Here is a 24,636-nt window from a genome sequence, read left to right on the forward strand (position 1 = left end):
GCCCCGCGGTTGACCGCGGGGCCCCTCTGGCGCGTACTCGATGATCGGCTGGACCGAACTGCGGCGCTCAGCGCGGCAGCGGCGCCTCCGCCCGGCGCAGCGCCGCGAAGCCGGTGTCCCGGCCACGCGCCGCCGCGAGCAGCCCGGCCACCGCGGACGCGTTGGTGATCTCGCCGGCCAGGACCATGCCGACCGCCTCGTCGAGGTCGACGCGGACGACCTGGAGGTCGGCCTCCTCGTCGTGGCGCTCGTGCCGCTCGTCGGCCGGCACGTCGGCGAGGTCCCGAGCCAGGAAGACCCGGACGATCTCGTTGGTGAACCCGGGCGAGCTGTGCAGGTCGACCAGCACGTCGATCCGCCCGGCGGTCAGGTCGGCCTCCTCGGCCAGCTCCCGCAGCGCGGCGGCCGGCAACTCCTCGCCGGAGACGTCCATCAGCCCGGCCGGCAGCTCCCAGAGGTGCCGGCCCACCGGTTGCCGATACTGGCGGATCAGCACCACCTGACCGGCGTCGTCCAGGGCCACCACGGCCACCGCCCCGACGTGCCGGACCAGGTCGCGCAGCGCGGTCCCGCCGCCGGGCATGGTCACCTCCTCGGTGACCACGTCGAAGATCCGCCCGCGGTACCGCTCCTCGCGGGAACGGACCTCGTAGCGATGCTCGCTCACGCCGACGCCTTCGTGGCGGCGCCGTTGCGGGCCGCCTTGCGGGCCGACGGGGCCTCCGCGGCGGGATCGAGGTCGACCGGCAACTGGTCGGCCTGCGAGTACGCCACCGCGGCCTTGACGAACGACGCGAACAGCGGGTGCGGGCGGGTCGGGCGGCTCTTGAGCTCCGGGTGCGCCTGCGTGGCCACGAAGAACGGGTGCAGCTCGCGGTCCAGCTCGATGAACTCGACCAGCCGGCCGTCCGGCGAGGTGCCGGAGATGTGCAGGCCCGCCTTGGTCAACGCGTCCCGGTAGGCGTTGTTGACCTCGTAGCGGTGCCGGTGCCGCTCGCTGATGTCGGTGCTGCCGTACGCCTCGGCGACGATCGAGCCCTCGGTCAACGTCGCCGGGTACGCCCCGAGCCGCATGGTGCCGCCCAGGTCGCCCTTGCCGGCGACGATGTCCTCCTGGTCGGCCATGGTGGCGATGACCGGGTGCGCGGCCTGCTCGTCGAACTCCAACGAGTTGGCGCCGTCCAGGCCGGCCAGGTGCCGGGCCACGTCGATGGTCATGCACTGCAGTCCGAGGCAGAGGCCGAGCAGGGGGATGCCGTTCTCCCGCGCGTACCGGGCCGTACCGATCTTGCCCTCGATGCCCCGGACGCCGAACCCGCCCGGGATGAGGATGCCGTCCACGCCGGCCAGGGCCGCCGCCGCGCCGGCCGGGGTGACGCACTCGTCGCTGGGCACCCACTTGAGCTGCACCCGGGACCGGTTACCGAAACCGGCCGCCCGGATCGCCTCGCTCACCGACAGGTACGCGTCGGGCAGGTCCACGTACTTGCCGACCACCGCGACGGTCACCGTGTGCCGCGGGCGGTGCACCCGCTCCAGCAGGTCGTCCCAGCTCGCCCAGTCCACGTCCCGGAACGAGAGCCCGAGCCGGCGCACCACGTACGCGTCGAGCCCCTCGCGGTGCAGCACCTTCGGGATGTCGTAGATGCTCGGGGCGTCCGGGGCGGCGACGACCGCCTCGGCGTCGACGTCGCAGTAGAGCGACAGCTTCTCCTTGAGCTTCACCGGGATCTCCCGGTCGCAGCGCAGCACGATGGCGTCCGGCTGGATACCGATGTTGCGCAGCTGGGCCACGGAGTGCTGGGTCGGCTTGGTCTTCAGCTCGCCCGACGGCGCCAGGTACGGCACCAGCGAGACGTGCAGGTAGAAACAGTTGTCCCGGCCCAGGTCGTGGCGGACCTGACGGATCGCCTCCAGGAACGGCAGCGACTCGATGTCGCCCACCGTGCCACCGACCTCGGTGATGACCACGTCGGGCAGGACGCCGTCCTCGTCCGGGTCGGCCATCGCCAGGATCCGCGACTTGATCTCGTTGGTGATGTGCGGGATGACCTGGACGGTGTCGCCCAGGTACTCGCCGCGCCGCTCCTTGGCGATCACGTCGGAGTAGATCTGCCCGGTGGTGACGTTCGCCTTGCCGGACAGCGCCCGGTCGAGGAAACGCTCGTAGTGCCCGACGTCGAGGTCGGTCTCGGCGCCGTCCTCGGTGACGAAGACCTCGCCGTGCTGGAACGGGTTCATCGTCCCCGGGTCGACGTTCAGGTAGGGGTCGAGCTTCTGCATCACGACGCGGAGCCCGCGCGCGGTCAACAGGTTGCCGAGGCTGGAGGCGGTGAGGCCCTTACCCAGCGAGGAGGCGACGCCCCCGGTGACGAAAATGTGCCTGGTCGTCCGTGCTGATGGGGCCAAGGCCTGCTCCCGTGTCGTCTGTCGCGGTCATGCAGACCGCCGTGCTCGATCAGCAAAGTGATCACGCGATCCACGGGATTCCACGGTAACACCTTCACGACGGGTACTCGCAGGCCGCACCCCGGGTGGGACCGGAACGGGCCACCCGGGCGGCGTCCGGCGGTCAGGAGGTGGCAACCTCGCTCGATGGCGCTGGCGTGTCCGTCGGACGCCGCTGCGCCGGAGGGGTGGCCGCAGCGCCCGCCGTCGGACCGTCCGACCGGCCGGGGCCGTCGGCCGCCGGCGAGCCCAGGTCCGGCCCCAGGACGACGGTACGGGGTGGCGCGGCGGGCGAACCGCCGACCGGCCGGGGGTGACCCGCTCCGAGCGGACCACCGCCGCCGGTCGGACCGTTCCCCCCACCGGCTGGCCCGTCGCCCCCGGAACCCGGATCGTCGTCGGCATCGTTCTCCCGCTCGCGGCCCGTGGCGGGGCGGGTCCGGTCGGCGGCGTGCCCGAGGACCCGCAGCGACGCCAGCGCCGCCAGCGGCACCACCAGGGCGGCCGCCGCGCCGGCCACGTCCAGTGCGGCACCGTCGAGCACACCGCCCAGCACCGCCGCGACCGCCGTGCCGGCGAACGCCGCCCGCACCGCCGGGTAGATGCCGAACAGCCGCATCAGTCCACCCCACGGCTGCAGCAGGGCGAACCACACCAGCAGCCCGCCGGCGAGCGCCAGCACCGTCAACGGGCTGTTCACCAACGTCTCGAAGTTCGCCGTGCTGGATCGGTGCACGGTGAAACCGCCGGTGCCGTCGCCGACCGCGGACAGGAACCGGCCGAGGCTCCCCCGCTCGGCCGGCAGCCGGCGCAGGTCCACGACGGCGAAGCCGATACCGACCGCCAGGGCGGCCATGGTGGCCCACGCCAGTCGACTGATGGTCAGCCAGCCACCGGCGCTGATCGCCGCCGCCACGCTCAGGCCGGCGGTCAGCGCGATCGCGCCGACCGGGTCGGCGCCGAGGTAGGGGCTGCCGGCCACCACCACGGCGAGGCCACCCACGGCGACCATCACGGCGGGCCGCCAGCGCCGGTGCACCCGCTGGGCGAGCCACCCGCCGGTCACCAGCGCGCCGGCGAGGAACACCCCCAGCGCGACCGTGCTCAGCCCGGCGTACCGACCACCCTGCAACGCCGAGTAGCCGACCACGCCGTTGAGCTGGAGGCGGGCCCCGGTCAGCACGTCCACGCCGACGACCAGGGTCGTCAGGCCGGCCACCGCGCCGACCGGGCCGAGGGTCCTCGCGTACCCGGGGGCGAAGCGGACCGCGGCCGTGCCCCCCGCGACCAGCAGCGCGGTGACCCCGGCGAAGATCCACCCGGGGTGCCCGCCGCGCCACCAGGGGACGGCGTCGGCCAGCAACGCGGCCGGGACGGTCAACGCCGCCGCGACCAGCAGCAGCTCGACCACCGCCAGGACCCGGGCCGGGATCGGGGTCGGGCCGGTCGGGCCCGCGTGTGGCCGCGCGCGGCGCAGCAACGGCAGCACGGCCAGGGCCAGCAGCACCTGCGCCCCGGCGAGCAGGGCGAAGAACCCGCCGGAGACGGTCCGCTGGGCGGCCGCCTCCCGGTCGGCGTCCGCCGGGGCGTTGATCGCCTCCGTCAGGTCCGCCGGCCGACCACCGGTGCTGACCGCCGGCCGGCCGAGGAACAGCCGCTCCGGCATCGGCCGGCCCAGCGCGGCCAACGCCGTCGGCGCGAGGTCGACGAGCTGGAGGTAACCGTCACGGTCGGTGCTGGCCGAGGTCAGCCAGCCCCGCTCCCAACCCGGCCCGTCGGCGATCGCCACGTGCAGCCGCGACGGCCGCTCGGTGTCGGAGATGCCGGCGACCAGCACCAGCGACCGCGGCGGGCGGGCGGCCAGGACCCGGGCCAGTAGGGCGTCGGCGACCCGTGCCTCCTCGGCGCGCGCCGCCGGATCGCTCCCCTCGATCGTGCCGAGGTCGACGATGCTCAGGACACACGAGCCGAGCAGCCGACGCGGGTCGGCCGGCAGCCCCGCGGCGTACCTGTCGACCCGGCCGAACGGCCGCGCGGCGGCCACGGCGGCGCCCGGCCCCACGGCGACCGAGCAGCGCACCGACTCCGACAGCGACCCGGGCATCGTGCCCCACGGCAGCCGCTGCTGGTTGTACTGGACCACGCTCTCCTGGTCGGGCAGGTTCGCGCCGATCCCGTCCGGCTGCTCCACGGCCACCGAGGCCGGCGGGCAGCCGCCGTCCGGGCGGGCGCCGTTCCAGCCGGCGAAACTGCCCGCGCCGAGCGTCAACCAGCCGTCCACCGGGCAGGTGGGCCGGTGCGCGGACCGCACCGACAGCGAGCCGATCGAACCTTCCTGGGCCATCCGCCACAGTGTCGGCGTGCGCTGCTGGTCGACGTCCTCCCAGCGCAGCCCCGAGACACCGGCGAGCACCACGAAGTCGGCGGTGCGCTGCGGCGTGCCCTGCGGCGGCCGGACGGCCAGCGCGGCGACGCCCAACGCCACCACGAGCACGGTCAACAGGGCCGGGGCCAGTCGACGCACCATCAGCGGTGTCCCGTCAGGGGCGCGTCGGAGCCGGGCGCCGCCGGGTGGGCGGCCAGTTCGGCGTAGACCGCCGCCAGCACGGCGACCGTGTCCGCCTCGGTGGGCCACGTCGCCGCCCGTTCGGCGCCGCGCCGACCCAGATCGGTCCGGGCCGTCGGGTCGTCCAGCAGCGCGCGCACCGCCGCGTCGACCGCGTCCACGTCGACCGAGGGGACCAGCGCGGCGGCGTCACCGACCAGCTCCGGCAGGCCGCCCACCGCCGTCGTCACCAACGGCACGCCGGCCCGCATCGCCTCCTGGGCGAACAACTGCCGCGCCTCCCAGTCGCTGGTGACCACCGCGAGGTCGGCGCCGGCGAGCAGGTCGGCCACATCGGTACGGTGCCCCAGCAGGGTCACCGGAGCGCGGGCCGCCGAGATCCGCGCGGCCAACGACAGGTACGCCGGGCCGCTTCCGGCGATCACCACGACCGGCGGTGGGGTACGCGTCCGCCAGCGGGCCGCCGCGTCGACCAGCACGTCGTAGCGCTTCTGCGGGTGCAGCCGCCCCACCGAGAGGATGAGCGGCTGCTCCGGTCCCACGCCGAACTCGGCGCGGACGGCGGCGCGACGCCGACGCGGCGCGGCCAGCGTCGGGGCGGCGACCGGGGCGAGCCGCGCGTCGGCGGCGCCCAGCGCGGTGGCCCGCCCGACCAGGTCGGACGACGCCCCCAGCGCCACCCGGGCCCCCCGGGCGACCACCCGCTCGACGAGCCGGGACACCCCGCCGCGCAACCCGCCCGCGAGGACGGCGTTGTGCCAGGTCACCACGAGCGGGGCGGTCGGCCGGGCCAGTACGGCGACGAGACCGGCGCGCAGACCGTGCGCGTGCAGCACGTCGACCCGGGCCGTGGCGAGCACCCGCCGCAGGGCGAGCACCGCCCGCGCGTCGGCCGGGGTCGGGCTGGCCGGGATCTCCACCGGTTCGAAACGCGCGCCGACGCCGGTGAAGTCGAACTGCTCCTGCGTCGCCGCCGGCCCGCAGACCAGCACCGTCGCGCCGGACGCGACGAGCCCCCGTGCGACCGAACGGACGTGCTGGCCGACCCCACCGGTGCTGGACGCCAGCACCAGCGCCACGGTGCCCGACCAGCCGTTGGTCTCCGTCATGCCGGCCACCGCCGGTTGGTGTTGACAACGCTCACCGAACCGCCGTCTCCTTCCCGTCGCCCCGCTCCGGGGGCACCGCGCCCGGCGTGGGCGTGCCGGCCCGGCCCCGCTGGCCCCGCCGGAGGCGGCGAGCCACCCCGGTCAGTAGCGGCCGTACGTCCCGCCGGTCGACGAACCAGACCACGACGAGGAACACGACACCGACCAGAACCCCGGACAGCATGCCCTGACCGAGCGCCACGGCCGTCGTCGGGGTGCCGCCGTCCAGCCTGTCGAGCCAACGGCTCAGGCCCAGCCCGGCGAACGCGGCGAGGAGGCCGGCGAGGAGGCCGGCCGCCCCGGCGCGCGCCGCGCCGGCCAGCGCCGGTGTGCCGGCGGCCCGCGCCACCGCGACGACCAGCAGCGCGCCCAGCACGACCATGCCCACCGAGTTCGCGGACGTCACGGCGAGCACCCGGTCGGTCAACGGCAGGATCCGGCCGAGCGCCAGCACCGCGACCGGCACCACGAGGAAGCCGACGGCGGTCGCCACCGTCGCCGCCCGGGTCTGCCCCCGCGCGTAGAGCGCCCGGGTGAGGATCGCGAACAGGCCGTAGCCGACCAGGCCCGGGGCGTAACCGATGATCGCGGCGGCGGCGGTGGGCGCGGTGGACGCGGGGAAGAAGAAGTGCCCGATCGGCCCCGCGGTTCCGACCAGCGCGGCCGCGCCGAGGCAACTGAACAGCAGCACCCCGCGCACGGCCGGAGCGAGGGTCGCCCGGTAGGCGTCCTCGTCGCCGGCCGACCGGGCCGCCGCGAGGGTCGGGTAGGCCGCCACGGCCAGGGGCACCGCCAGCACCGCCCACGGCAGCAGGTAGACGGTCTGCGCCAGGTTGTAGACGCCGGGGTTGCTGCGCGCGCCCGCCGTCACCTGGTTCAGGCTGACGATCAGGGCGATCTGCTGCGTCGTGACGGTGACCGCGCCCGCCACCGCCAGCGCGCCGACCCGGGCCCGTGCGTCGGCGGGGAACCCGAACCCGGGCCGTACCCCCAGCCGCAACCGACGGATCGGGATGAGCAGCGACAGCGACAGCACCACCACGCCGAGGGTCGTGCCGGCGGAGAGCAGCACCTCGCCGCCGGGACTCACCCCGGCGACCGTGGCATAGCGGCCCTGGGTGGCCGTGAACCCCAGGTAGACCACGATCACGGTGAGGCTGGACAGCAGCGGGGCGAGCACCGGCCAGGCGAAGCGGCGGTGCGCCTGGAGCACCCCGGTGAGCACGATGCCGACCCCGTACAGCGGTAGCTGCGGCGCGAAGACCCGCAGCATCCGTACGCCGCTGTGCTGCTGGGCGTCGGTGAGGTGGTGCCCCAGCGACCCGACTACCGGGCCGGCGAACAGCGCCACGAGCAGCGCGAGCGGCACCAGCAGCGCCACCGTCCAGGTCAGCAGCGCGCCGGTGGTCCGGGCGACCGTCGTCCGGTCGCCGGCCCCGACGGCGCCGGCCAGCAGCGGTACGACGAGGCTCGCCAGTGCGCCACCGGCGACGATCTCGAAGATGAAGTTCGGCACCGCGTTGGCCACCACGTAGGTGCCGCCGAGGTCGGTGTTCCCGAGGCTCCAGGTGAACAGGGCGGTGCGGCCGAAGCCGGCGAGCCGGCTGAGCACGGTGAGCACGGCGATGAGCGCGGCTGCCCCGGCCAGCCGGCCGGCGCCGGCGAGGGGGGCCGGTCTGGTCACGTCAGTCGGTGCGCCGGCCCAGGGCGTCGAGCTCCCGCAGGCCCGGGGTCCGCTGGATCACCGCCGTGAAGCTGACCTTCTCGCTGGCGGCGGTGAGCCCGGCCAGCACGGCGAGCAGGCCGGCCCGACCGAGCGGACCGGTGCGGGCGGCGAGCGCCACACCGAGCAGCGCGCCGAGCGCGTTCGCGCCGCTGTCGCCGACCATGACGTTCTCGGACAGGTCGTCGCCGAGCAGTCCGGCGGCGGCGCCGGCCGCGCCGGCGGCGATCCCGCCGTGCGGGCCGCCGGTCAGCGGCGCGCCCAGCAGCAGCCCGGACTTGATGGCCCGGCCGGGTCGCAGGTCGAGCAGGTTGAGCAGGTTGGCGGTGCCGGCGATCACGCCAGCGCCGAGCAGCACGTCGACTCCCCGGCCGAACGCGCCGTGGCGCTGCCGGCGCGGGTGCGCGGCGACGCGGGGGTCGGCGGCGAGCAGTGCGGCGGCGCCCAGCCCGGCCGCCCCCACCCCGACCACCTTAACGAGCCCGGCGGTGACCCGCCCCGCACGCAACGCGGCGAGGTGCCCGGCGAAGCCCTTGGCCGCCTTCTGCTCCGGTCGTGCCCCGACCACGTCGTCGTAGAGCCCGACACCACCGGCGCCGAGGCCGGCGACCAGGGCGGCGCCACCGGAGGCGGCACTCGTCGCGCCGAACGCGCCCGCGGCGGTCGCGCCGGCCGCGAGCGCCGGACCGGCGGCGAGGGTCACCGTACGGCCGCGGAAGTTGGTGCGCTCCAGCGCCGGCCCCACCGGGGCGGTCCGCACCTCGCGCAGCGCGTACCGGGCGGCGGCCGCTCCGGCGGCGGCGACCAGCAGCCGTCCCAGCGTGCTCATGCCGGCACCTCGTCGATTACGGACACGGCGGTACGTCGTTCGCTCACTGGGGCAGTCTAGGCAGCAGGGACGCGGCGTTGTCGCCGACGCCGTACTGGCCGGCCTTCTTCTCGGTGAGCTGCTGCACCAGCGCCAGACTGGTGACCAGTTGCCCCTGGACGGTGTTGGCGTTGTCGACGGTCGAGATGGTCTGCGACAGCACCGGGTCGCCACGGACCACGGACACCACGTTGCCGCCGGCGGAGCCGTTGCCGCCCACCACGATCGCCCCGGTCCGGTCGAACTGCTCGGCGATCTTGACGACCGACTCGTCCCGCTTCTCGGAGTCCTTGTCGACATACGGCTGGCCGCTCACCACGACGACCGCCTCCGCCGGGCCGGTCACCTTGTTGTTGTCGGTGGTCAGGTAGCCGGCGTTGTTGTACGCGGCGAGCACCGCCCGCCGGTCGGCGTCGCTGACCGGCGCGGTGCCCTGGGCGCGGTCCAGCAGGACGCTGGCCAGCAGCGCGCTGGAGGTCTCCACGCCGTGCCCGTTGCCGGGCAGGCCGGTGGTCTGCGCGGTGGGCCGGGCGGCGGTGACGGCCAACTCCAGCAGATTGGAGTTGTTGTCCGGGTTGATGAACTTGTCCTGCAGGTCGACCCGACCGGTGATGGTGGCGCCGGCCTGCTGCAGCTTCTTGAGCACACCCTCGGTGTGGTCACGCCCGTTCGGCAGGCTGAGCACCACCACCCGGCGTCCGGTGAGGGTGCCCGGCAGGACCACCTGGGACATCTCCTCGGCGAACTCCTCTTCCAGACCGAGCTGCTTCTCCATGTTGGCGACCTGCTGACGCCACTGCTGGTTGTCCTTGCGCAACCCGGTGACCTGCTGCTTGAGCGAGTCGGCGACCGGGCCGTTGAGGGCGGCGGTGCCGACCACCAGGCCGATCGCCAGAGCCAGGAAGACCGCGGTGAGGGACACCACGTGGTAGCGGAAGTTGATCACGCTTGCAGCCTCTTGATCGCTCGGGAACTAGAAGAGCCGGTACAGCTGGAACACGAAATTGTCCCACCACTCGGCGACCACACCCAGGTACGCCTTCCCGACGGTGGAGACCGCCACCGCGGAGGCCATCGCCGCGATCGCCGAGAGCACCAGCAGCAGCAACGACGAGCCGGAGATGCTCTGCCGGTAGAGCCGGCTCACACCCTTGGCGTCGACCAGCTTGCCGCCGACCTTCAGCCGGGTCAGGAACGTCGAGGCCATCCCGCCGCGCCCCTTGTCGAGGAACTCGACGAGGGTGGCGTGGGTGCCGACCGCGACCAGCAGGGAGGCGCCCTTCTCGTCGGCCAGCAGCATCGCCAGGTCCTCGCTGGTCGCCGCCGCCGGGAACGTGATGGCGGGGACGCCGAGCCCGTTGACCCGGGGCAGACCGGGCGCCCGACCGTCCGGGTAGGCGTGCACGATCACCTCGGCGCCGCAGCGCAGCACGTCGTCGGTGACCGAATCCATGTCCCCGATGATCATGTCAGGGGTGTACCCGGCCTCGACCAGCGCGTCCGCGCCGCCGTCCACGCCGATCAACACCGGCTTGAACTCCCGGATGTACGGGCGCAGCACGTCCAGGTCGGCCTTGTAGTCGTAGCCGCGCACCACGATCAGGCAGTGTCGGCCCTGGATCTGGGTCTGGATGTCCGGTACGCCCACGCCATCGAGCAGCAGGTCGCGTTCCTGGCGCAGGTAGTCCATCGTGTTGGCGGCGAACGCCTCCAACTGCACCGACAGCCCCTCCCGGGCGTCGGACATCGCCTTGGCGACCGACTCGGCGTCCTGCAGGGTGCCGTGCGCCACCGGCTCCTCGCCCGCGAACACGGTGTTGCCCTCGACGCGTACCTGGTCACCCTCGCGGATGCGCTCGAAGACGCCCTCGCCGAGGTCGTCCAGCAGCGGGATCCCGGCGGCGATCAACACCTCCGGCCCGAGGTTGGGATAGCGGCCGGAGACCGACGGCTTGGCGTTGAGGACCGCGGCGACACCGACAGCGACCAACGAGTCGGCCGCCACCCGGTCCAGGTCGACGTGGTCGATGACCGCGATGTCACCGGGGCGAAGCCGGCCGACCAGGCGTTTCGTCCGGCGATCAAGGCGCGCGGTGCCGAGGACTCTGCCCGGTTCGGCATTCCGGTTCCGGCGCAACGTGGGTAGACGCATCGTGACCATCCTGGCATGTGAGGCAGGCTTTTCTGTCGCGACATGCCTGAGCAGGGCCGCCTACCCAGGGAAGCACACGCCGACGCGAGCCGGTGTGCTTGCGCCCACAATACGCGGCGTCACAACCGCCTTTCCTTCGCCGCGACGGCCAGAAGCTCCTCGGCGTGGGCGATACCCAGATCCGAATCGGGCAAACCGGCCAGCATGCGGGCCAGTTCCCGGGCGCGTTCGGTGTCCTCCACGACCCGTACACCGCTGGTCGTCACCGCGCCGCCGGTGTCCTTCGCGACCACGAGATGCCGGTCGGCGAACGCGGCCACCTGCGGCAGGTGTGTGACGACCAACACCTGGTGACTGCGGGCCAGCCGGGCCAGCCGCCGGCCGATCTCCACCGCGGCCTGACCGCCGACACCCGCGTCGACCTCGTCGAAGACGAGCGTGGGCGGCCCGCCGGAGCCGGCGAAGACCACCTCGATGGCGAGCATCACCCGGGACAGCTCACCGCCGGAGGCGCCGCGCTGCAACGGCAACGACGGCGCGCCCGGGTGGGCCAACAGCCGCAACTCCACCTCGTCGCCGCCGTCGGCCGCGACACCCACCTCGACGCCGTTGACCGTCAACGACGGCTCGGCCCGGCCCGCCGGTCGGGGCAGCACCGCCACCTCGATCCGCGCGTGCGGCATCGCCAGACCGGCCAACTCGACGGTGACCTGGTCGGCGAAGCGGACCGCCGCCTCCTGCCGGGACACCGACACCCGGGCAGCCAGGTCGGCCACCTCCGCGGCCAGCCGCTGCCCCTCCCGGTCCAGCTCGTCGAGCAGGTCGTCGGAGGTGTCCAGGTCGGACAGTCGGGTGCGGGCCCGCTCGGCCCACGCGACGACCCCGTCGACGTCGTCGGCGTACTTGCGGGTCAACGCGCGCAACGCGGCCCGCCGCTCGTAGACGTGCTGCAACCGGGCCGGGTCGGCATCCAGCGTCGCCAGGTACGCCGACAGCTCCGCCGACACGTCGGTGACCAGGGTGGCCGCCTCCTCCAGGCGGGCCGCCAGCTCGCCCAGCGCGGGATCGGTGCCGGCCTGCGCCTCCAGAGTGCGCCGGGCCGTGCCGAGCAGCGCCGCCGCGTCCGGCGTCTCGTCGGCCGCGTCCGCGCCGCCCGCCACGCACTGCTGGGCCAGCTGCGCGGCCGTCCGCAGACCCTCGGCGTGCTCCAGCCGCTGCGCCTCGGTCTTCAGCTCGTCGTCCTCGCCGGGCTGCGGGTCGACGCGGGTGATCTCGTCGAGGCCGAGCCGCAACAGGTCGGCCTCCTGGCTGCGCTCGCGGGCGTTGCGCCGCCGGTCGGCCAGGTCGTCGACGATCCGCCGCCAACCGGTGTACGCCTCGCGCAGCGCGTCGAGCAGCTTCTCGTGCGCCGGCCCGGCGAACCGGTCCAGCGCGGCCCGCTGCTCGGCCGGACGCAGCAGGCGCAGCTGGTCGGACTGACCGTGCACGGCCACCGCCTGCTCGCCGACCTCGCCGAGCATCGACACGGGCATGCTCCGGCCACCCAGGTGGGCCCGCGAGCGGCCCTCCACGGTCACCGTACGACTCAGCAGCAGCGAGCCGTCCTCGTCGGGCTCGCCACCGGCGTCGCCGATCCGGGCGTGCACCGTGTCGGCGACGCGACCGGTGAGGCGTAGCCGCCCCTCGACCACGGCCCGGCCCGGCTGGGCACGCACCCGCCCGGCGTCGGCCCGGCCGCCGAAGAGCAGGCCGAGGCCGGTGACCACCATCGTCTTGCCGGCACCGGTCTCGCCGGTGATGACGTTCATGCCGCCGGTCAACGGCAGTGTGGTGTCCTCGATGACGCCGAGTCCGGTGATGCGCAGCTCTTCCAGCACAGCACCCGACAGTAGACGCGTGGGCCGACAGTTGACCAGCCGACGGGCCCCACGACCGGGCCGCGCTGCGGCCGTGACCTCGCCGACGTACAGTCTTGCCCCGTGTTGGACGTGATCGGCCTGACCCCCGCCGAGGAGGAGCTGTACCGCTGCCTGCTCCAGCTCACCACGGCTCGCGTCGACGAGCTGGCCGGCCGGCTGGGACGGCCCCGGGCGCAGGTCGTCGAGCAGATCGAGGCGTTACGGGCCAAGGGTCTCGTGCAGCCCACCGAGAACGACCCGGACGGCCCGCTGCGCCCGACCGCGCCGGACGTCGCCCTCGGCGCCACGTTGCTGCGCCGCCAGGAGGACCTGGAGGCCGCCCGCCGCCGGGTCACCCAACTGGCCGAGGAGTACCGCGCCGGCCTGCGCCGCCATCACGTCGACCACCTGGTCGAGGTGATCCGTGGCGGACGGACGCTCCGCGACCGACTGCGTGACCTGCAGAACTCGGCCCGCGAGGAGGTGCTGTGGTTCTGCCGCGCCAACCCCCTCGCGATGGCCGGCCCGGAGAACGTCGAGGAGTTCGACGCCCTCGCCCGTGGGGTGAGCTACCGCGCCATCTACGAGCGGGACCTGCTGCTGGAACCGGGCGCGCTGGCCGACCTGGCCAAGGGGGTCGCCGCCGGTGAGCAGGCCCGGGTGCTGGACCGCCTGCCGGTCCGACTGGCCATCGTGGACGGGCGCACCGCCATCTGCCCGCTGGTGCCCGACCGGTACGGCGGCGAGCCGAGCGCCGCGGTGATCGGTCGCAGTCAACTGCTCGACGCGCTGCTCGCCCTCTTCGAGAGTCACTGGCGGGTCGCCACCCGGCTGCGGCTCGACGATCCGCTGTCCGGCGCGACGTCCGAGCACCGCCGCGACACCGGCGACGACCGTCCGGCCGACGGCTACCGGCCCGACGCCGACGAGGCGCGACTGCTGTCGCTGTTCGTGGCCGGCGTACCGGACAAGTCCATCGCCTCCCAACTCGGGGTGAGTCGCCGGACGGTGCAGCGCCGCCTCGCCGACCTGATGGACGCCGCCGGTGTCGACACCCGTCCCGGGCTGGCGTTCCAGGTCGCCCGGCGCGGCTGGCTCTGACGACGCGGCCGGGCCCACCATCGACACGACGGTGGGCCCGGCCGGGTTCGGCGATCAGCGCAGCCCGTACGCCCGCAGCACCGTCTGGTCGACGGTGTTACCGGCCCGGTCGGCGGCGTGCACCCGCAGCGACACCGTTCCGCGTCCGGCCGGCACCGTCGCCGTGTAGCGGACACCCGACCCGTGGGTCGGTACGGACCGCCAGGTGACGCCCTCGTCGAAGGAGACCTGCACGCTCACGCCGGCGCCCTTCGGAGCGGCCACTCCGGCGGGCTGGCGCAGGGTCAGCCCCACCTGGTGCGGGCGGTTGCCGGGCACGGTGCCGGACAGGTCGGCCGGCACCCGGTAGTCCACCTGCAGCAGCGACAGCGGCGTCGCCGCCGCACCCGCCGGGCGGGCCGAGGTGAACTGCCACGCCGTGTCCGTCCGGGTGCCGTAACGCCACCCGTCCGAGGCCCGCCGCGTAGTCACGTCGAGTCGGTAACGGGCCGCCCCCGCCGTGGTCGGCACCGGCGTCCAGCCGTCGGACAGGTCGGCGATCTGCCGCCCGTCCCGGCTGAGGCGGGCCTCGACGCTGTCCGACTCCTCGCTGTTGCCCGCCACGCTGTAGTGCCCGTCGGCGTCGACGAACTCGGGCACCCGAACGTCGAGGACGTCGCCCTTGCGCGTCGGCACCGGCGCGCCGGTCGCCGGCACGGCCGGACGGACCACCGGAGCGTGCCAGGACTCGGTCTCGCGGTCGTCGGCGGCGTACCGCCGGGGCTCCTGGGTGAGCCCGCCGGTCAACTGCCCCCACTGCATGAACATCTGCTTGTGCAGCACCCGGTGCTGCCACCAGTTGTCGCCGGCGCTGACGAACTCCTGCCGGGTGGTCCCGTTGTGGACCAGGCGCTGGTCGTCGTTCCAGGCGTACTCCTGCCACGGACGCCAACCGAACCGCTCCTCGGTGGCCCAGCCCGCGCCGGTGTCGCCGTACCGCGCGGTCACCTCGGCGGTGTTTCCCGCGGTGACCGTGTGCACGATGCGCTCCGGCACCCGCCCCTTCGACACCTGCCACACGTCGTACAGGTAGGGGCTGTCCACGGTCAGCGTGAGGTCCAGCGTCGCGCGACCCCGACGCGCCGCCGCGATGAGTCGCTGCCCGTCGTCGTACGCCACGACCATCGCCGGGACACCGAGCCGCTCCCCCTCGGGACGCCAGACCGTCCACGCGCTCTGGTCCTCGGGGCGGACGATCAGGACCGCCGCCGCGCCGGCCGCCGCCGCCGCGGCCACCTGCTCCTCCTCGCTGCGGTTCTCATCGGTGGTGAGCAACGCCGCCGCGCCCCGCGCCCGGGTCAGCTCGGCGGGCGTGCCGGTGCCCGCCCAGACCAGCGGCAGCTTCCGTCGCCCGGTCGGCGCCGGGGACGAGCCCAGCAGGTTGATGTCCGACGGCGCGGACACACCGGTGACCGTGGCGTCCACCATGGGCGCGACGAGCTGCCAGCGGGAGGCGAACTCGAACTCACCCTGGCGTACCGGGCGGGTCGGCGTGACATTGACCTGCTGGACGGTGCTGTACGCCATAACGCCGTGGTCGATCTGCCGGCCGTTGCCCAACACCCGGTGCACGTAGAAGCTGAGGGTGGCCCGCTGCTCGCTGGGCTTCGGCGTCTCGACGCGTACCGGCGTACCCGTGCGGGCGTCGAGCACGACCGTCAGGTCCCGGTCGACGTTCAGCTCGGGTTCGATGGCCTGGGTCAACTGCTCGTCCAGGGGAACGCCGTGCTCCACCAGCGCGGTCAGCAGATAGCTGCCCTCCTCGACCCGCAGGGTGCCCTCGCCCGGCCACCAGCCCCAGTAGTCCGATTCGGGCTGCTCACCGAAGAGGGTCAGGGCGGGCGAGAGGGTCAGCTGACCCTGCCGGCCCAGCACCTTGATCGTGACGTCGTGCTGCGGTCCGCTGACGGTGAGGCCCACCGGCGTGCGCACGGCGACGCCGTCCGCGCCGGTCGCCACGAGAGCGCCCCCGTGCGGGCCCCGGGCCAGCTTCGCCGGGTCCGCCCGCAGCGGCACGGCCACGCTGCCGCCCGCCGGCACGGTCACCTCGCCCGCGCCGACGGCGACGCCGTCGGTCTCGGCCGCGCCGCTGTCCAGGTTGCGCAGCTCCAGGGCCAGGCGCAGGGTCCGCGCGACGGAGGTGCCATTGGTGTACGTCACACTGCGCTCGGCCACCGGTCCGCCGGTGGTGACCCGGCCGAAGTCGGCGGTGGCCGACGCGTACACCCGTTGGGTGAGCGCCCGCGCCACGTCGACCCGACCACCGCCCTGCTCGAAGACGGTCAGCTCCGGGTTCGCCTTCGTGGTGCTGACCAGTGCGTCCTTGAGCGCGCCGGCCTTCCAGTCCGGGTGGTCCTGGGCGAGGATCGCCGCCGCGCCCGCCACGTGCGGGGTGGCCATGGACGTCCCGGACGCCGCCGTGTAGGCGTCGTCGACCGGCGTACCCATGGTGGTGCCGGCGGCCCGCGCGGCGACGATGCCCACGCCCGGCGCGGTGATCTCGGGCTTGATGCCGTTGTCGCCCACGCGCGGTCCCCGGCTGGAGAAGTCCGCCAGATTGTCGTCGCGGTCGACCGCGCCGACGGTGAGCGCCGCCGCGGCCGCGCCCGGCGCGTTGACGCTCCGCGCCTCGCCCGAGTTGCCGGCCGCGATCACGAACAGCGCGCCCGTCTCGGCGGTCAGGTCGTTCACCGCCTGGCTCATCGGGTCGGTGCCGTCGGTCGGACCGCCGCCGAGGCTCATGCTGACGACCTTCGCGCCGGAGTGGGCGGCCCACTCCATGCCGGCGATGATGGCCGAGTCGTAGCCGGCGCCGCCGTCGTCGAGCACCTTGCCGACCAGCAGCCGCGCGCCCGGGGCGACGCCCTTGCGCAGCCCCGCCGACGCCGCTCCGCTGCCCGCGATGGTGGCGGCGACGTGGGTGCCGTGGCCGTGGCCGTCACGGGCGCTGCCGCTGCCGGAGAAGTCCCGCTCCTCGGCGATCCGGCCGGCCAGGTCGGGGTGGGTGGCGTCGACACCGGTGTCGAGCACGGCCACCGTCACGCCGCTGCCGTCGCGGCCGGCCGCCCAGGCCGCCGGAGCGCCGATCTGCGGGACGCTGTGCTCCAACGTCGGGCGCACCCGACCGTCCAACCAGACGTGGGCGACGCCGCCGCCCAGCCGGGGCGCGGCGGTCGTGGTCCGGGTCGTCGGCGTGCCGGCGAGCGTGGCCCACAGGCCACCCAGGTCAGCCTTGTCGACCCGCAGCGCGGCCCCGTTGATGCTCGGCAGGGGCCGGGCGTCGGTGACGCCACCGAGCGGCCGGACCCGGCCGGCGGACGGCTCCTGGTAGCGCACGATCAGCGGCAGCGCGCCCTGCGCGGCGTCGCCGTAGCCGTCGGCGGCCAACTCCTGCACGTCGAACAGGTTGGCGTCGAGGACACCGCTGGAGATGAAGGGAGCGACGTCGCTGGGCAGGACCCGCAGCCCGCCGTCGACCTCGAGGGTCTGGAAGATGATCCGCTCCCGCCCGGGTCCCGGGCGTACCGTGGCGGCGACCCGACCCGGCGCGGCCGGCGACAGTTCGACCTGGTCGCCGGTGATGAGGGTGATGCGGACGGGCGCGACGGCCGGGGCGGACGCGCCCAGGCTCGGGCCGGTGGGCCGGACGGGCGGCTCGGCGGAAGCCGGCGCGGCGAGGCCGACCACCAACGCGCCGACCGCGCCGGCGCTGAGCCAGCGGGGGGACCAGTGCATGCGATGCGCTCCTTCACTCCTTCGGGCCCGACATCCGTGGATGAGGACCGATGGGAGTCTGCGACGCAGCGCACAACCAGGTCACTAGCCTCTCGCCGCCGCAGCGGCGACATGTCGTCAGGTGGACAACCGCCGGACACCGACGGTGTGTGCCACCGTCACCGGCGGCTGCCCCGCCAGCCGTGCACCGGCAGGCCGAACTTGGCGACCAGCCGGTCGGTGAACGGACGGGCACGCAGCCGCACGATGCGCACCGGCAGGGCTCCTCGACGCACCGTCACCCGGGCACCGGGCGGCAGGTCGTAGACCCGCCGGCCGTCGCAGGCGAGCACGGCGAGGGTCGTGAACGGGTCGACGGTGATGACGAACGTCGAGGTGGGGGCGGTGACCAGGGGCCGGCTGAACAACGCGTGCGCGCTGATCGGCACCAGCAGCAGGGCCTCCACCTCCGGCCAGACCACCGGACCGCCGCCGGAGAACGCGTACGCGGTGGAGCCGGTGGGGGTGGCGCAGACCACGCCGTCGCAGCCGTAGCGGGACAACGGGCGGCCGTCCACGTCGACGAGGAGTTCGAGCATCTGCGCCCGTTCGCCCTTCTCGACGCTGATCTCGTTGAGCGCCCACGACTCGATGGTCGGGCCACCGTCGAACTCGGCCGTGACGTCGAGCGTGAGCCGCTCGTGCACGGTGTAGTTGCGCTCGACGACGTCCCGGACCGCGTGGTCCAGATCGTTGATCTCCGCCTCGGCGAGGAAGCCCACCTTGCCGAGGTTGATGCCGAGCAGTGGCGCCTTCGCCGGGCGGGCCAACTCCGCCGCGCGCAGGAAGGTGCCGTCCCCGCCCAGCGCGAAGACGATCTCGGCGCCCTCGGCGGCCTCCGGACCGGTGACCGGAACCGTTCCGGGCAGGTCGAGGTCCTCGGCCTCCTCGGCGACCACCCGCACCTCGAAGCCCGCGGCGATGAGGTCGGCGGCGACCGACCGGGCGTGCTCGGTGCTGCGCCGACGACCGGTGTGGGTCACCAGCAGCGCCGTGCGGCTCATCGGACCGGCCGCCCGTCCGCGACCGCACGGCCCGACAGCCATGCCCCGGCACGCCCACGTGCCGTCGTGTGCCGCTCGCTGTACGCCTTCACCCCGCGACCTCCTCCGCCGCCACGCCCGGCACGTCGCCGGCCGTCGTCGTGCCGTCCGGCCCGGCGTCCACCACGGCCCGTACCCGCTGCGGGTCGGCCGCCGGCGCGCCCCGGCGCAACCATACGAAGAACTCGACGTTGCCGCTGGGCCCCGGCAGCGGGCTGGCCGCCACGTCCGCCACGCCGAGGCCGAGCTGGGCCGCCGCCGCGGCCACGTCGAGCACCGCCTCGGCGCGCAACGCCGGGTCGCGGACCACGCCACCGGCCCCGACCCGTTCCTTGCCCACCTCGAACTGCGGCTTCACCATCAGGGCCAGGTCGCCGTCGTCGCGGGTGCAGCCGGCCAACGCGGGCAGCACCAGCCGCAACGAGATGAACGACAGGTCGGCCACCGTCAGGTCGACCGGCCCACCGATCGCGTCGGCGACGAGGGTACGGACGTTTGTGCGTTCCAGCACCCGGACGCGCTCGTCGGTCCGCAGGGACCAGGCGAGCTGCCCGTAGCCGACGTCCACGGCCACCACCTCGGCGGCGTCGGCGCGCAGCAGCACGTCGGTGAAGCCCCCGGTCGAGGCACCCGCGTCCAGGCAGCGCCGTCCGGCGACGCGCAGCCCGCCGAACGCGGCCAACGCACCGGCGAGCTTGTGCCCGCCCCGGGAGACGTACTCCTCGGTCGGGTCCTCGCCGGTGACCAACAGCGGGTCGGCGGGGTCGACCATCGCGGCGGCCTTGCGCGCGGTCACTCCGCGCAGGTGGACCCGGCCGGCCTCGACCAGCGCGGCGGCCTGCTCACGTGAGCGGGCCAGCCCGCGACGGACGAGTTCGGCGTCCAGCCGGTTGCGACGTGCCATGGGTGTTTCTCCGGTCTGTCGGGCGGAGTCGCCCTGGTCAGGTCTGATCGATCGTGGCGAGGGTCTCGCGTAGCGTCTCGTAGGCCGCCTCGTACTGGGCGATCTGGTCGGCCGGGGCGAGCGCCGCCGCGTTGTCCATGGCCCGCACGGCCGCCTCGACCGCCGGGTGGCTCGCGGCGTCGTCGGCACCGGTCGCCAGGTCGGGCGGCGGGCCGGGGCGGGCGCCGACTGGCGGACCCGGCCGGGCCGCGAACGGGCCGGCCGGCGGCGGGCCGGGCCGGAAGCCCCCGGGTGGGCCCGGACGAACGCCGTCGGTCACGACCCACCATCCGGGCGGCGCTTACGGACGGCCTTCTTCGCCGGCATGTCCGCCGGAGTCGGGGTGTCGTCCTGGTCGGCTGACTGATCGTCGCCGGTCCGGCTGATCGTCGCGGGAGGCTTGCGGGCAATGGCCTTCTTCGCGACGGCCTTCTTCGCGATCGCCTTCTTCGCGACGGGCGCGGCGGCCTGCTGGGCGACGGGCGCGGCGGCCTGCTGGGCGACGGGCGCTCCGGCGGGGCCGTCCGACGGCACCAGGCCGTCGCCGGGCTGCGCCGCTCGGGTCGGATCGGGCTGCGACGTGGACTTCGGCGCGGGCTCGGCGGCGGACGGACCGCTGGCCGTCGTCGCCGCGGGGGACTCGGTGGCCCGCGCCTCGCGCAGTTGCCGCTCCAGATCCCGTACCCGTCGGGTCAGCTCGGCCACCTCGTCGGCCGTCGCCAGACCGACCGCGCCGAGGGCCCGGTCGACCTCGAAGCGGACCAGCTTGGTCAACGACTCCCGGTTGGCGGCGCTGGTGCTGACCAACTCCTCGCCGAGCGCCTGCAGCTGGGCGGCGGTCGCCCCGCCCGTGCCGACGACACGACGCACCGCGTCCTGCGCCTTCTTCCGGGGCGCCTCCGCCAGGCCCAGGGCCAGTTCGAGGTAGGCGCGCCACGCGTCCTGCATGCCTTGGTCCTTCCATCGGGCGGGGTCTGCAGGTGTCACGCTACCGGGCACCCCGGACTGTCCCGTGCGGTACGGTGCCGGGGACGGCGTGGCGATCGGCGAGGGGGACATGTGGCCAGCGTGGACGAGTGCCGGCAGGCGTTGCAGGAGCTGGCCGCCCGGTTGGATCGCAACGCCGAGACGGTCCGTGAGCGTATCGACCTGGAGCGCACTCTGGCCTGCCGCATCACCGACCTGGACACGGCCTTTCACGGGCGGATCAGCGGTGGCCGGCTCGTCGAGCTGGCCGACGGCGACGACCCGAAGGCCAAGATTGCGCTGAGCACGTCCAGCGACGACCTGCTCGCCCTCGTCCGGGGCGATCTGGACGTCACCAAGGCGGTCACCTCCCGCCGGGTGTCGATCAAGGCCAACCCGTTCGACCTGATGAAGCTGCGCAAGCTCCTCTAGAGGTTCGCGCTCCCCCGGCCCGGGGTGGCGGTGGCTGGCCTCAGCCGTCAGCGCCGTCAGCCGGTTCCACGCCGCACGGACCGCCTGACGCGGCGGCTGGCCTCACGCGGTGGTCGGCCTCACGCGTCGGTGGGCAGCCCGAAGCTCTTCAGGGCGGCAGCCGCGTCCGGGCCCGCCGGGCGGATCGCCGGCGTCGTCGGGGCCGCCCAGGCCGCCGCGCACAGGGCGGCCAGCGCGTCCAGCGCCCGGCCGTTACCCGCCAGCTCCAGCGTCCCGTCGCGGTCCGTGACGGACCAGCCGCCGGCGTCCGTCGGGCCCGGGACCCGCACCGCCGCCGCCGGGTCGAAGAGCCCCGCCAGGTCCCGCGCGACGTACGTGGGCCGCCGTCGTGGCTCGGCCGCGAGCAGCTCGGGTACGTCACTGACACCGGTGAGGACGAGCAGACTGTCCAGCCCCGCGCGGCGGGCGCCCTCGATGTCGGTGTCCAGCCGGTCACCGACGACAAGTGCCTTCCCGCCGTCGCCGCGCCGGGCGGCGGTCTCGAACAGGGCCGACTCCGGCTTACCGACCACCAGGTCCGGATCCCGCTCCAACGCGGTCCGCAGCACCGCGACCAGTGACCCGTTGCCCGGCAGCGGGCCTCGGGCGCTCGGCAGCGTGCGGTCGGTGTTGGTGGCGACCCAGATCGCGCCGGCCCGGACCGCGAGCGACGCCTCGGCCAACTCGGCCCAGCCGACCTGCGGGCCGTAGCCCTGCACCACCGCGGCCGGCTTCTCGTCGGCGCGAGCGACCGGGGTCAGTCCGACCGCCCGTAGCTCGGCGCGCAGCGCCTCCGCGCCGACCACCAGCACCCGAGCGCCGGCCGGGAGCCGGTCGCGGAGCAGCTCGGCCGCCGCCGCCGCGGAGGTGAGGACCTCTTCCGGCCGCGCCGGCACGCCCATCCCGGTCAGCAGGTCGGCGACGTCGCTGGAGCGACGTGAGGCGTTGTTGGTGGCGTACGCCACCGCCCGCCCCTCGGCGTGCAGTTGGGCCACCGCCTCGACGGCGCCGGGAATCGGCCGGTCGATCAGGTAGATCACACCGTCCAGGTCGAAGACGACCAGGCTGTACCCGTCGATCAGCCGCTTCCCGGCGTCCGCGTTCACCGCTGCGTCGACTCCGGCTCGTCGCCCCGGATGGGGGCGGTCTCGTCGCCGCTCACGACCCGGCCACCGTCGTCGGCGGGCGTGGTCAGAGCCGGGGAGGCGTTGTCCTTCTCCGGAGCGAGCAGGTCGTCGTCACCGTCGACGTCCTCGTCGTCACCGTCGACGTCCTCGACATCCACCCGGTCGGCGTCCGTCGCCAAGCGACCGGTGACGCCGTCCTCCTCGTCGTCGTCGAAGTCCTCGTCCTCGTCCTCGAAGTCCTCGTCGTCGTCGGGGTCCTCGTCCTCGAAGTCCTCGTCGTCGTCGGGGTCGTCCTCGTCGTCGTCACCTGCGGTCAGGTCCGTGTCCGGCTGAGCCGGTACGGCGCCCGGCGTGCCCGGTCCGGCGGCGATCTCCTCGGTCTCGTCCTCCTCGTCGCCCTCGATGACGACGCCGTCGAGTTCGAGCAGCCGCTCCGCGGCGTCGGTCTCGCCCTCGGTGTCCACGTCGGCGGCACGGGAGAACCACTCGCGAGCCTCCTCACGCCGGCCCACCGCGAGCAGCGCGTCGGCATACGCGTACCGCAGTCGCGCCGTCCACGGCGCTGCCGTCTCGCTGGTCAGGTCGGGCACCTGGAGCATGGCGACCGCGGCGTCCTTCTGGCCGAGATCACCCCGCGCCCCGGCGGCGACGATCAGCAGCTCGATCGCGACGGCCTGGTCCAGCTTCTCCTGGTCGGCGCCCCGGTACAGGTCGATCGCCCGCTCCGGCCGGCCGAGCGCGCGCTCGCAGTCGGCGAGCACGGCGAGGTGACTCTGCAAACCGGTCATCCGATGGTACGTCCGAAGCTCGGCGATCGCGGTCTGCCACTCCCCCGCGTGGTACGCGGCCAAGCCGACCGCCTCGCGGACAGCGGAGATCCGCGACGCCAGCCGCCGGGCGGCCAGCGCGTGGGCCAACGCCTCGGCCGGGTCCTCGTCGATCAGCTGACCGGTGGCGACCAGGTGTCGGGCCACGGTCTCGGCGACCGGCTTGTTCAGCGAGAGCAGCTCGGCACGGACATCCTTGTCGAGGTCGGTCGCGACGATGTCGTCCGGTAGGACCGGGGCCGCGCCGCGCCCACCCTCGGACGCCTCCGGGCCGGCCCCACGCTCGTCGCGGCGGTGGTCGTCCTCGCGACGCGGCCGGTCGTCGGCCCGGAAGCCGCCGTCACGGTCGCCACCGCGGTATCCACCCTCACGGGGAGCACCACCCTGCCGGCGGTCGCCACCTCGGAAACCGCCATCACGGTCGCCACCCCGGAAACCACCCTCGCGCGACGCGCCCGGACGCGGGGCGCCACGCTCACCGCCCCGGAAGCCACCGGAGTCACGGTCCCCGCCCCGGAAGCCACCCTCGCGGGGCGGACCGGAGCGACCACGGTCACCGCCACCCTGGTAGCCACCCTCACGACGGTCGCCACCACGGAAACCACCCTCGCGGTCACCGCTGCGGAAGCCACCTTCGCGCGGCCCGCCGGAGCGCGTCGCGTCGCGGAAACCACCCTCACGGCGCTCTCCACCACGGAAGCCGCCCTCGCGGTCGCCACCCCGGAAGCCACCTTCACGGCGGTCGCCACCACGGGAACCACCGTCGCGATCGCCGCCGCGGAAGCCACCCTCGCGGGGCGGACCGGAGCGACCACGGTCACCGCCGCCCTGGTAGCCACCCTCACGACGGTCCCCACCACGGAAACCGCCCTCGCGGTCACCACCGCGGAAGCCACCTTCACGGCGCTCTCCACCACGGAAGCCGCCCTCGCGATCGCCGCCGCGGAAGCCACCCTCACGGGACGGACCGGAGCGACCACGGTCACCGCCGCCCTGGTAGCCACCCTCGCGGTCGCCACCCCGGAAGCCACCTTCACGACGGTCGCCACCACGGAAACCACCGTCACGGTCACCGCCGCGGAAGCCACCCTCGCGGGGCGGACCGGAACGACCACGGTCACCGCCGCCCTGGTAGCCACCCTCACGACGGTCCCCACCACGGAAACCACCCTCGCGGCCGCCACCCTCGCGGTCACCACCGCGGAAGCCACCCTCACGGGGCGGACCGGAACGACCACGGTCACCGCCACCCTGGTAGCCACCTTCACGACGGTCCCCACCACGGAAACCACCGTCACGGTCACCGCCGCGGAAGCCACCCTCGCGGGGCGGACCGGAACGACCACGGTCACCGCCACCCTGGTAGCCGCCCTCACGACGGTCGCCACCACGGAAACCACCCTCGCGGTCACCACCGCGGAAGCCACCTTCACGACGGTCACCGCCGCGGAAGCCACCCTCACGGGACGGACCGGAACGACCACGGTCACCGCCACCCTGGTAGCCACCCTCACGACGGTCCCCACCACGGAAACCACCCTC

General features: G+C 74.5%; 18 protein-coding genes and 1 pseudogene. 3 read left to right on the plus strand and 16 right to left on the minus strand.

Annotated features, from left to right (window positions below; genetic code table 11):
* Positions 1 to 67 precede the first annotated feature (67 nt).
* The 9 genes from AB0J36_RS32395 to recN form a co-directional block, all read right to left on the minus strand.
* Positions 68 to 667, minus strand: coding sequence for an NUDIX hydrolase (locus tag AB0J36_RS32395; RefSeq protein ID WP_357172043.1), 600 nt, complete (start codon positions 665 to 667; stop codon positions 68 to 70).
* Positions 664 to 2,409: a CTP synthase gene (locus AB0J36_RS32400; RefSeq protein ID WP_357120869.1), complete on the minus strand. Its 1,746-nt coding sequence runs from the start codon at positions 2,407 to 2,409 to the stop codon at positions 664 to 666. The genes AB0J36_RS32395 and AB0J36_RS32400 overlap by 4 nt, the downstream gene beginning before the upstream one ends.
* Before the next feature lie 163 nt (positions 2,410 to 2,572).
* Positions 2,573 to 4,975 (minus strand): hypothetical protein, encoded by a 2,403-nt coding sequence (locus tag AB0J36_RS32405; RefSeq protein WP_357172042.1) that lies wholly within the window; start codon positions 4,973 to 4,975, stop codon positions 2,573 to 2,575.
* Positions 4,975 to 6,123 carry a glycosyltransferase family 4 protein gene (locus tag AB0J36_RS32410; RefSeq protein ID WP_357172041.1) on the minus strand — a complete coding sequence of 383 codons (1,149 nt, stop codon included), beginning with the start codon at positions 6,121 to 6,123 and terminating at the stop codon, positions 4,975 to 4,977. Before AB0J36_RS32410 ends, AB0J36_RS32405 begins: the two co-directional genes overlap by 1 nt.
* Before the next feature lie 31 nt (positions 6,124 to 6,154).
* Complete coding sequence (locus AB0J36_RS32415; RefSeq protein ID WP_357120860.1) at positions 6,155 to 7,846, minus strand: lipid II flippase MurJ; 1,692 nt, start codon at positions 7,844 to 7,846, stop codon at positions 6,155 to 6,157.
* 1 nt (position 7,847) lies between these two features.
* A complete protein-coding gene (locus AB0J36_RS32420; RefSeq protein WP_357120857.1) occupies positions 7,848 to 8,714 on the minus strand; it encodes a hypothetical protein in 867 nt (288 codons plus the stop codon).
* A 43-nt stretch (positions 8,715 to 8,757) separates the two neighbouring features.
* A complete protein-coding gene (locus AB0J36_RS32425; RefSeq protein WP_355050198.1) occupies positions 8,758 to 9,699 on the minus strand; it encodes a copper transporter in 942 nt (313 codons plus the stop codon).
* Positions 9,700 to 9,726: 27 nt separating this feature from the next.
* On the minus strand, positions 9,727 to 10,905 hold the full coding sequence (gene steA, locus AB0J36_RS32430) for a putative cytokinetic ring protein SteA (protein WP_355050199.1): 1,179 nt from the start codon (positions 10,903 to 10,905) through the stop codon (positions 9,727 to 9,729).
* Positions 10,906 to 11,024: 119 nt separating this feature from the next.
* Positions 11,025 to 12,782: a DNA repair protein RecN gene (gene recN, locus AB0J36_RS32435; protein ID WP_357120853.1), complete on the minus strand. Its 1,758-nt coding sequence runs from the start codon at positions 12,780 to 12,782 to the stop codon at positions 11,025 to 11,027.
* Between the two features lie 102 nt (positions 12,783 to 12,884).
* On the opposite strand from recN, the gene AB0J36_RS32440 reads away from it, so the two are divergent.
* Positions 12,885 to 13,904 (plus strand): helix-turn-helix domain-containing protein, encoded by a 1,020-nt coding sequence (locus AB0J36_RS32440; protein ID WP_357120850.1) that lies wholly within the window; start codon positions 12,885 to 12,887, stop codon positions 13,902 to 13,904.
* Between the two features lie 54 nt (positions 13,905 to 13,958).
* Here the strand turns inward: AB0J36_RS32440 and AB0J36_RS32445 are convergent, their stop codons facing one another.
* From AB0J36_RS32445 to AB0J36_RS32465, 5 genes are all read right to left on the minus strand, one after another.
* Positions 13,959 to 17,678 (minus strand): S8 family peptidase, encoded by a 3,720-nt coding sequence (locus AB0J36_RS32445; protein ID WP_363661518.1) that lies wholly within the window; start codon positions 17,676 to 17,678, stop codon positions 13,959 to 13,961.
* A 158-nt stretch (positions 17,679 to 17,836) separates the two neighbouring features.
* Positions 17,837 to 18,721 carry an NAD kinase gene (locus AB0J36_RS32450; protein WP_357120844.1) on the minus strand — a complete coding sequence of 295 codons (885 nt, stop codon included), beginning with the start codon at positions 18,719 to 18,721 and terminating at the stop codon, positions 17,837 to 17,839.
* A gap of 88 nt (positions 18,722 to 18,809) precedes the next feature.
* Positions 18,810 to 19,664 carry a TlyA family RNA methyltransferase gene (locus AB0J36_RS32455; protein WP_363661519.1) on the minus strand — a complete coding sequence of 285 codons (855 nt, stop codon included), beginning with the start codon at positions 19,662 to 19,664 and terminating at the stop codon, positions 18,810 to 18,812.
* A gap of 37 nt (positions 19,665 to 19,701) precedes the next feature.
* Positions 19,702 to 19,983 carry a hypothetical protein gene (locus AB0J36_RS32460; RefSeq protein ID WP_357120838.1) on the minus strand — a complete coding sequence of 94 codons (282 nt, stop codon included), beginning with the start codon at positions 19,981 to 19,983 and terminating at the stop codon, positions 19,702 to 19,704.
* Positions 19,980 to 20,651 (minus strand): hypothetical protein, encoded by a 672-nt coding sequence (locus AB0J36_RS32465; RefSeq protein ID WP_363661520.1) that lies wholly within the window; start codon positions 20,649 to 20,651, stop codon positions 19,980 to 19,982. The genes AB0J36_RS32460 and AB0J36_RS32465 overlap by 4 nt, the downstream gene beginning before the upstream one ends.
* Before the next feature lie 111 nt (positions 20,652 to 20,762).
* Between AB0J36_RS32465 and AB0J36_RS32470 the strand changes: the two genes are divergently transcribed.
* A complete protein-coding gene (locus AB0J36_RS32470; protein ID WP_355050207.1) occupies positions 20,763 to 21,101 on the plus strand; it encodes an SCP2 sterol-binding domain-containing protein in 339 nt (112 codons plus the stop codon).
* A gap of 119 nt (positions 21,102 to 21,220) precedes the next feature.
* On the opposite strand, the gene AB0J36_RS32475 is transcribed toward AB0J36_RS32470, so the two are convergent.
* Both AB0J36_RS32475 and AB0J36_RS32480 read right to left on the minus strand, forming a co-directional pair.
* Complete coding sequence (locus AB0J36_RS32475; RefSeq protein WP_363661521.1) at positions 21,221 to 22,246, minus strand: HAD-IIA family hydrolase; 1,026 nt, start codon at positions 22,244 to 22,246, stop codon at positions 21,221 to 21,223.
* Positions 22,243 to 23,241: a hypothetical protein gene (locus AB0J36_RS32480; protein WP_357120828.1), complete on the minus strand. Its 999-nt coding sequence runs from the start codon at positions 23,239 to 23,241 to the stop codon at positions 22,243 to 22,245. The genes AB0J36_RS32475 and AB0J36_RS32480 overlap by 4 nt, the downstream gene beginning before the upstream one ends.
* Before the next feature lie 147 nt (positions 23,242 to 23,388).
* Between AB0J36_RS32480 and AB0J36_RS32485 the strand changes: the two are divergent.
* A pseudogene (locus AB0J36_RS32485) lies at positions 23,389 to 24,636 on the plus strand (hypothetical protein); the annotation flags it as partial.

Source organism: Micromonospora sp. NPDC049662, assembly GCF_040675055.1.
In the GTDB taxonomy this organism is placed as follows: domain Bacteria; phylum Actinomycetota; class Actinomycetes; order Mycobacteriales; family Micromonosporaceae; genus Micromonospora.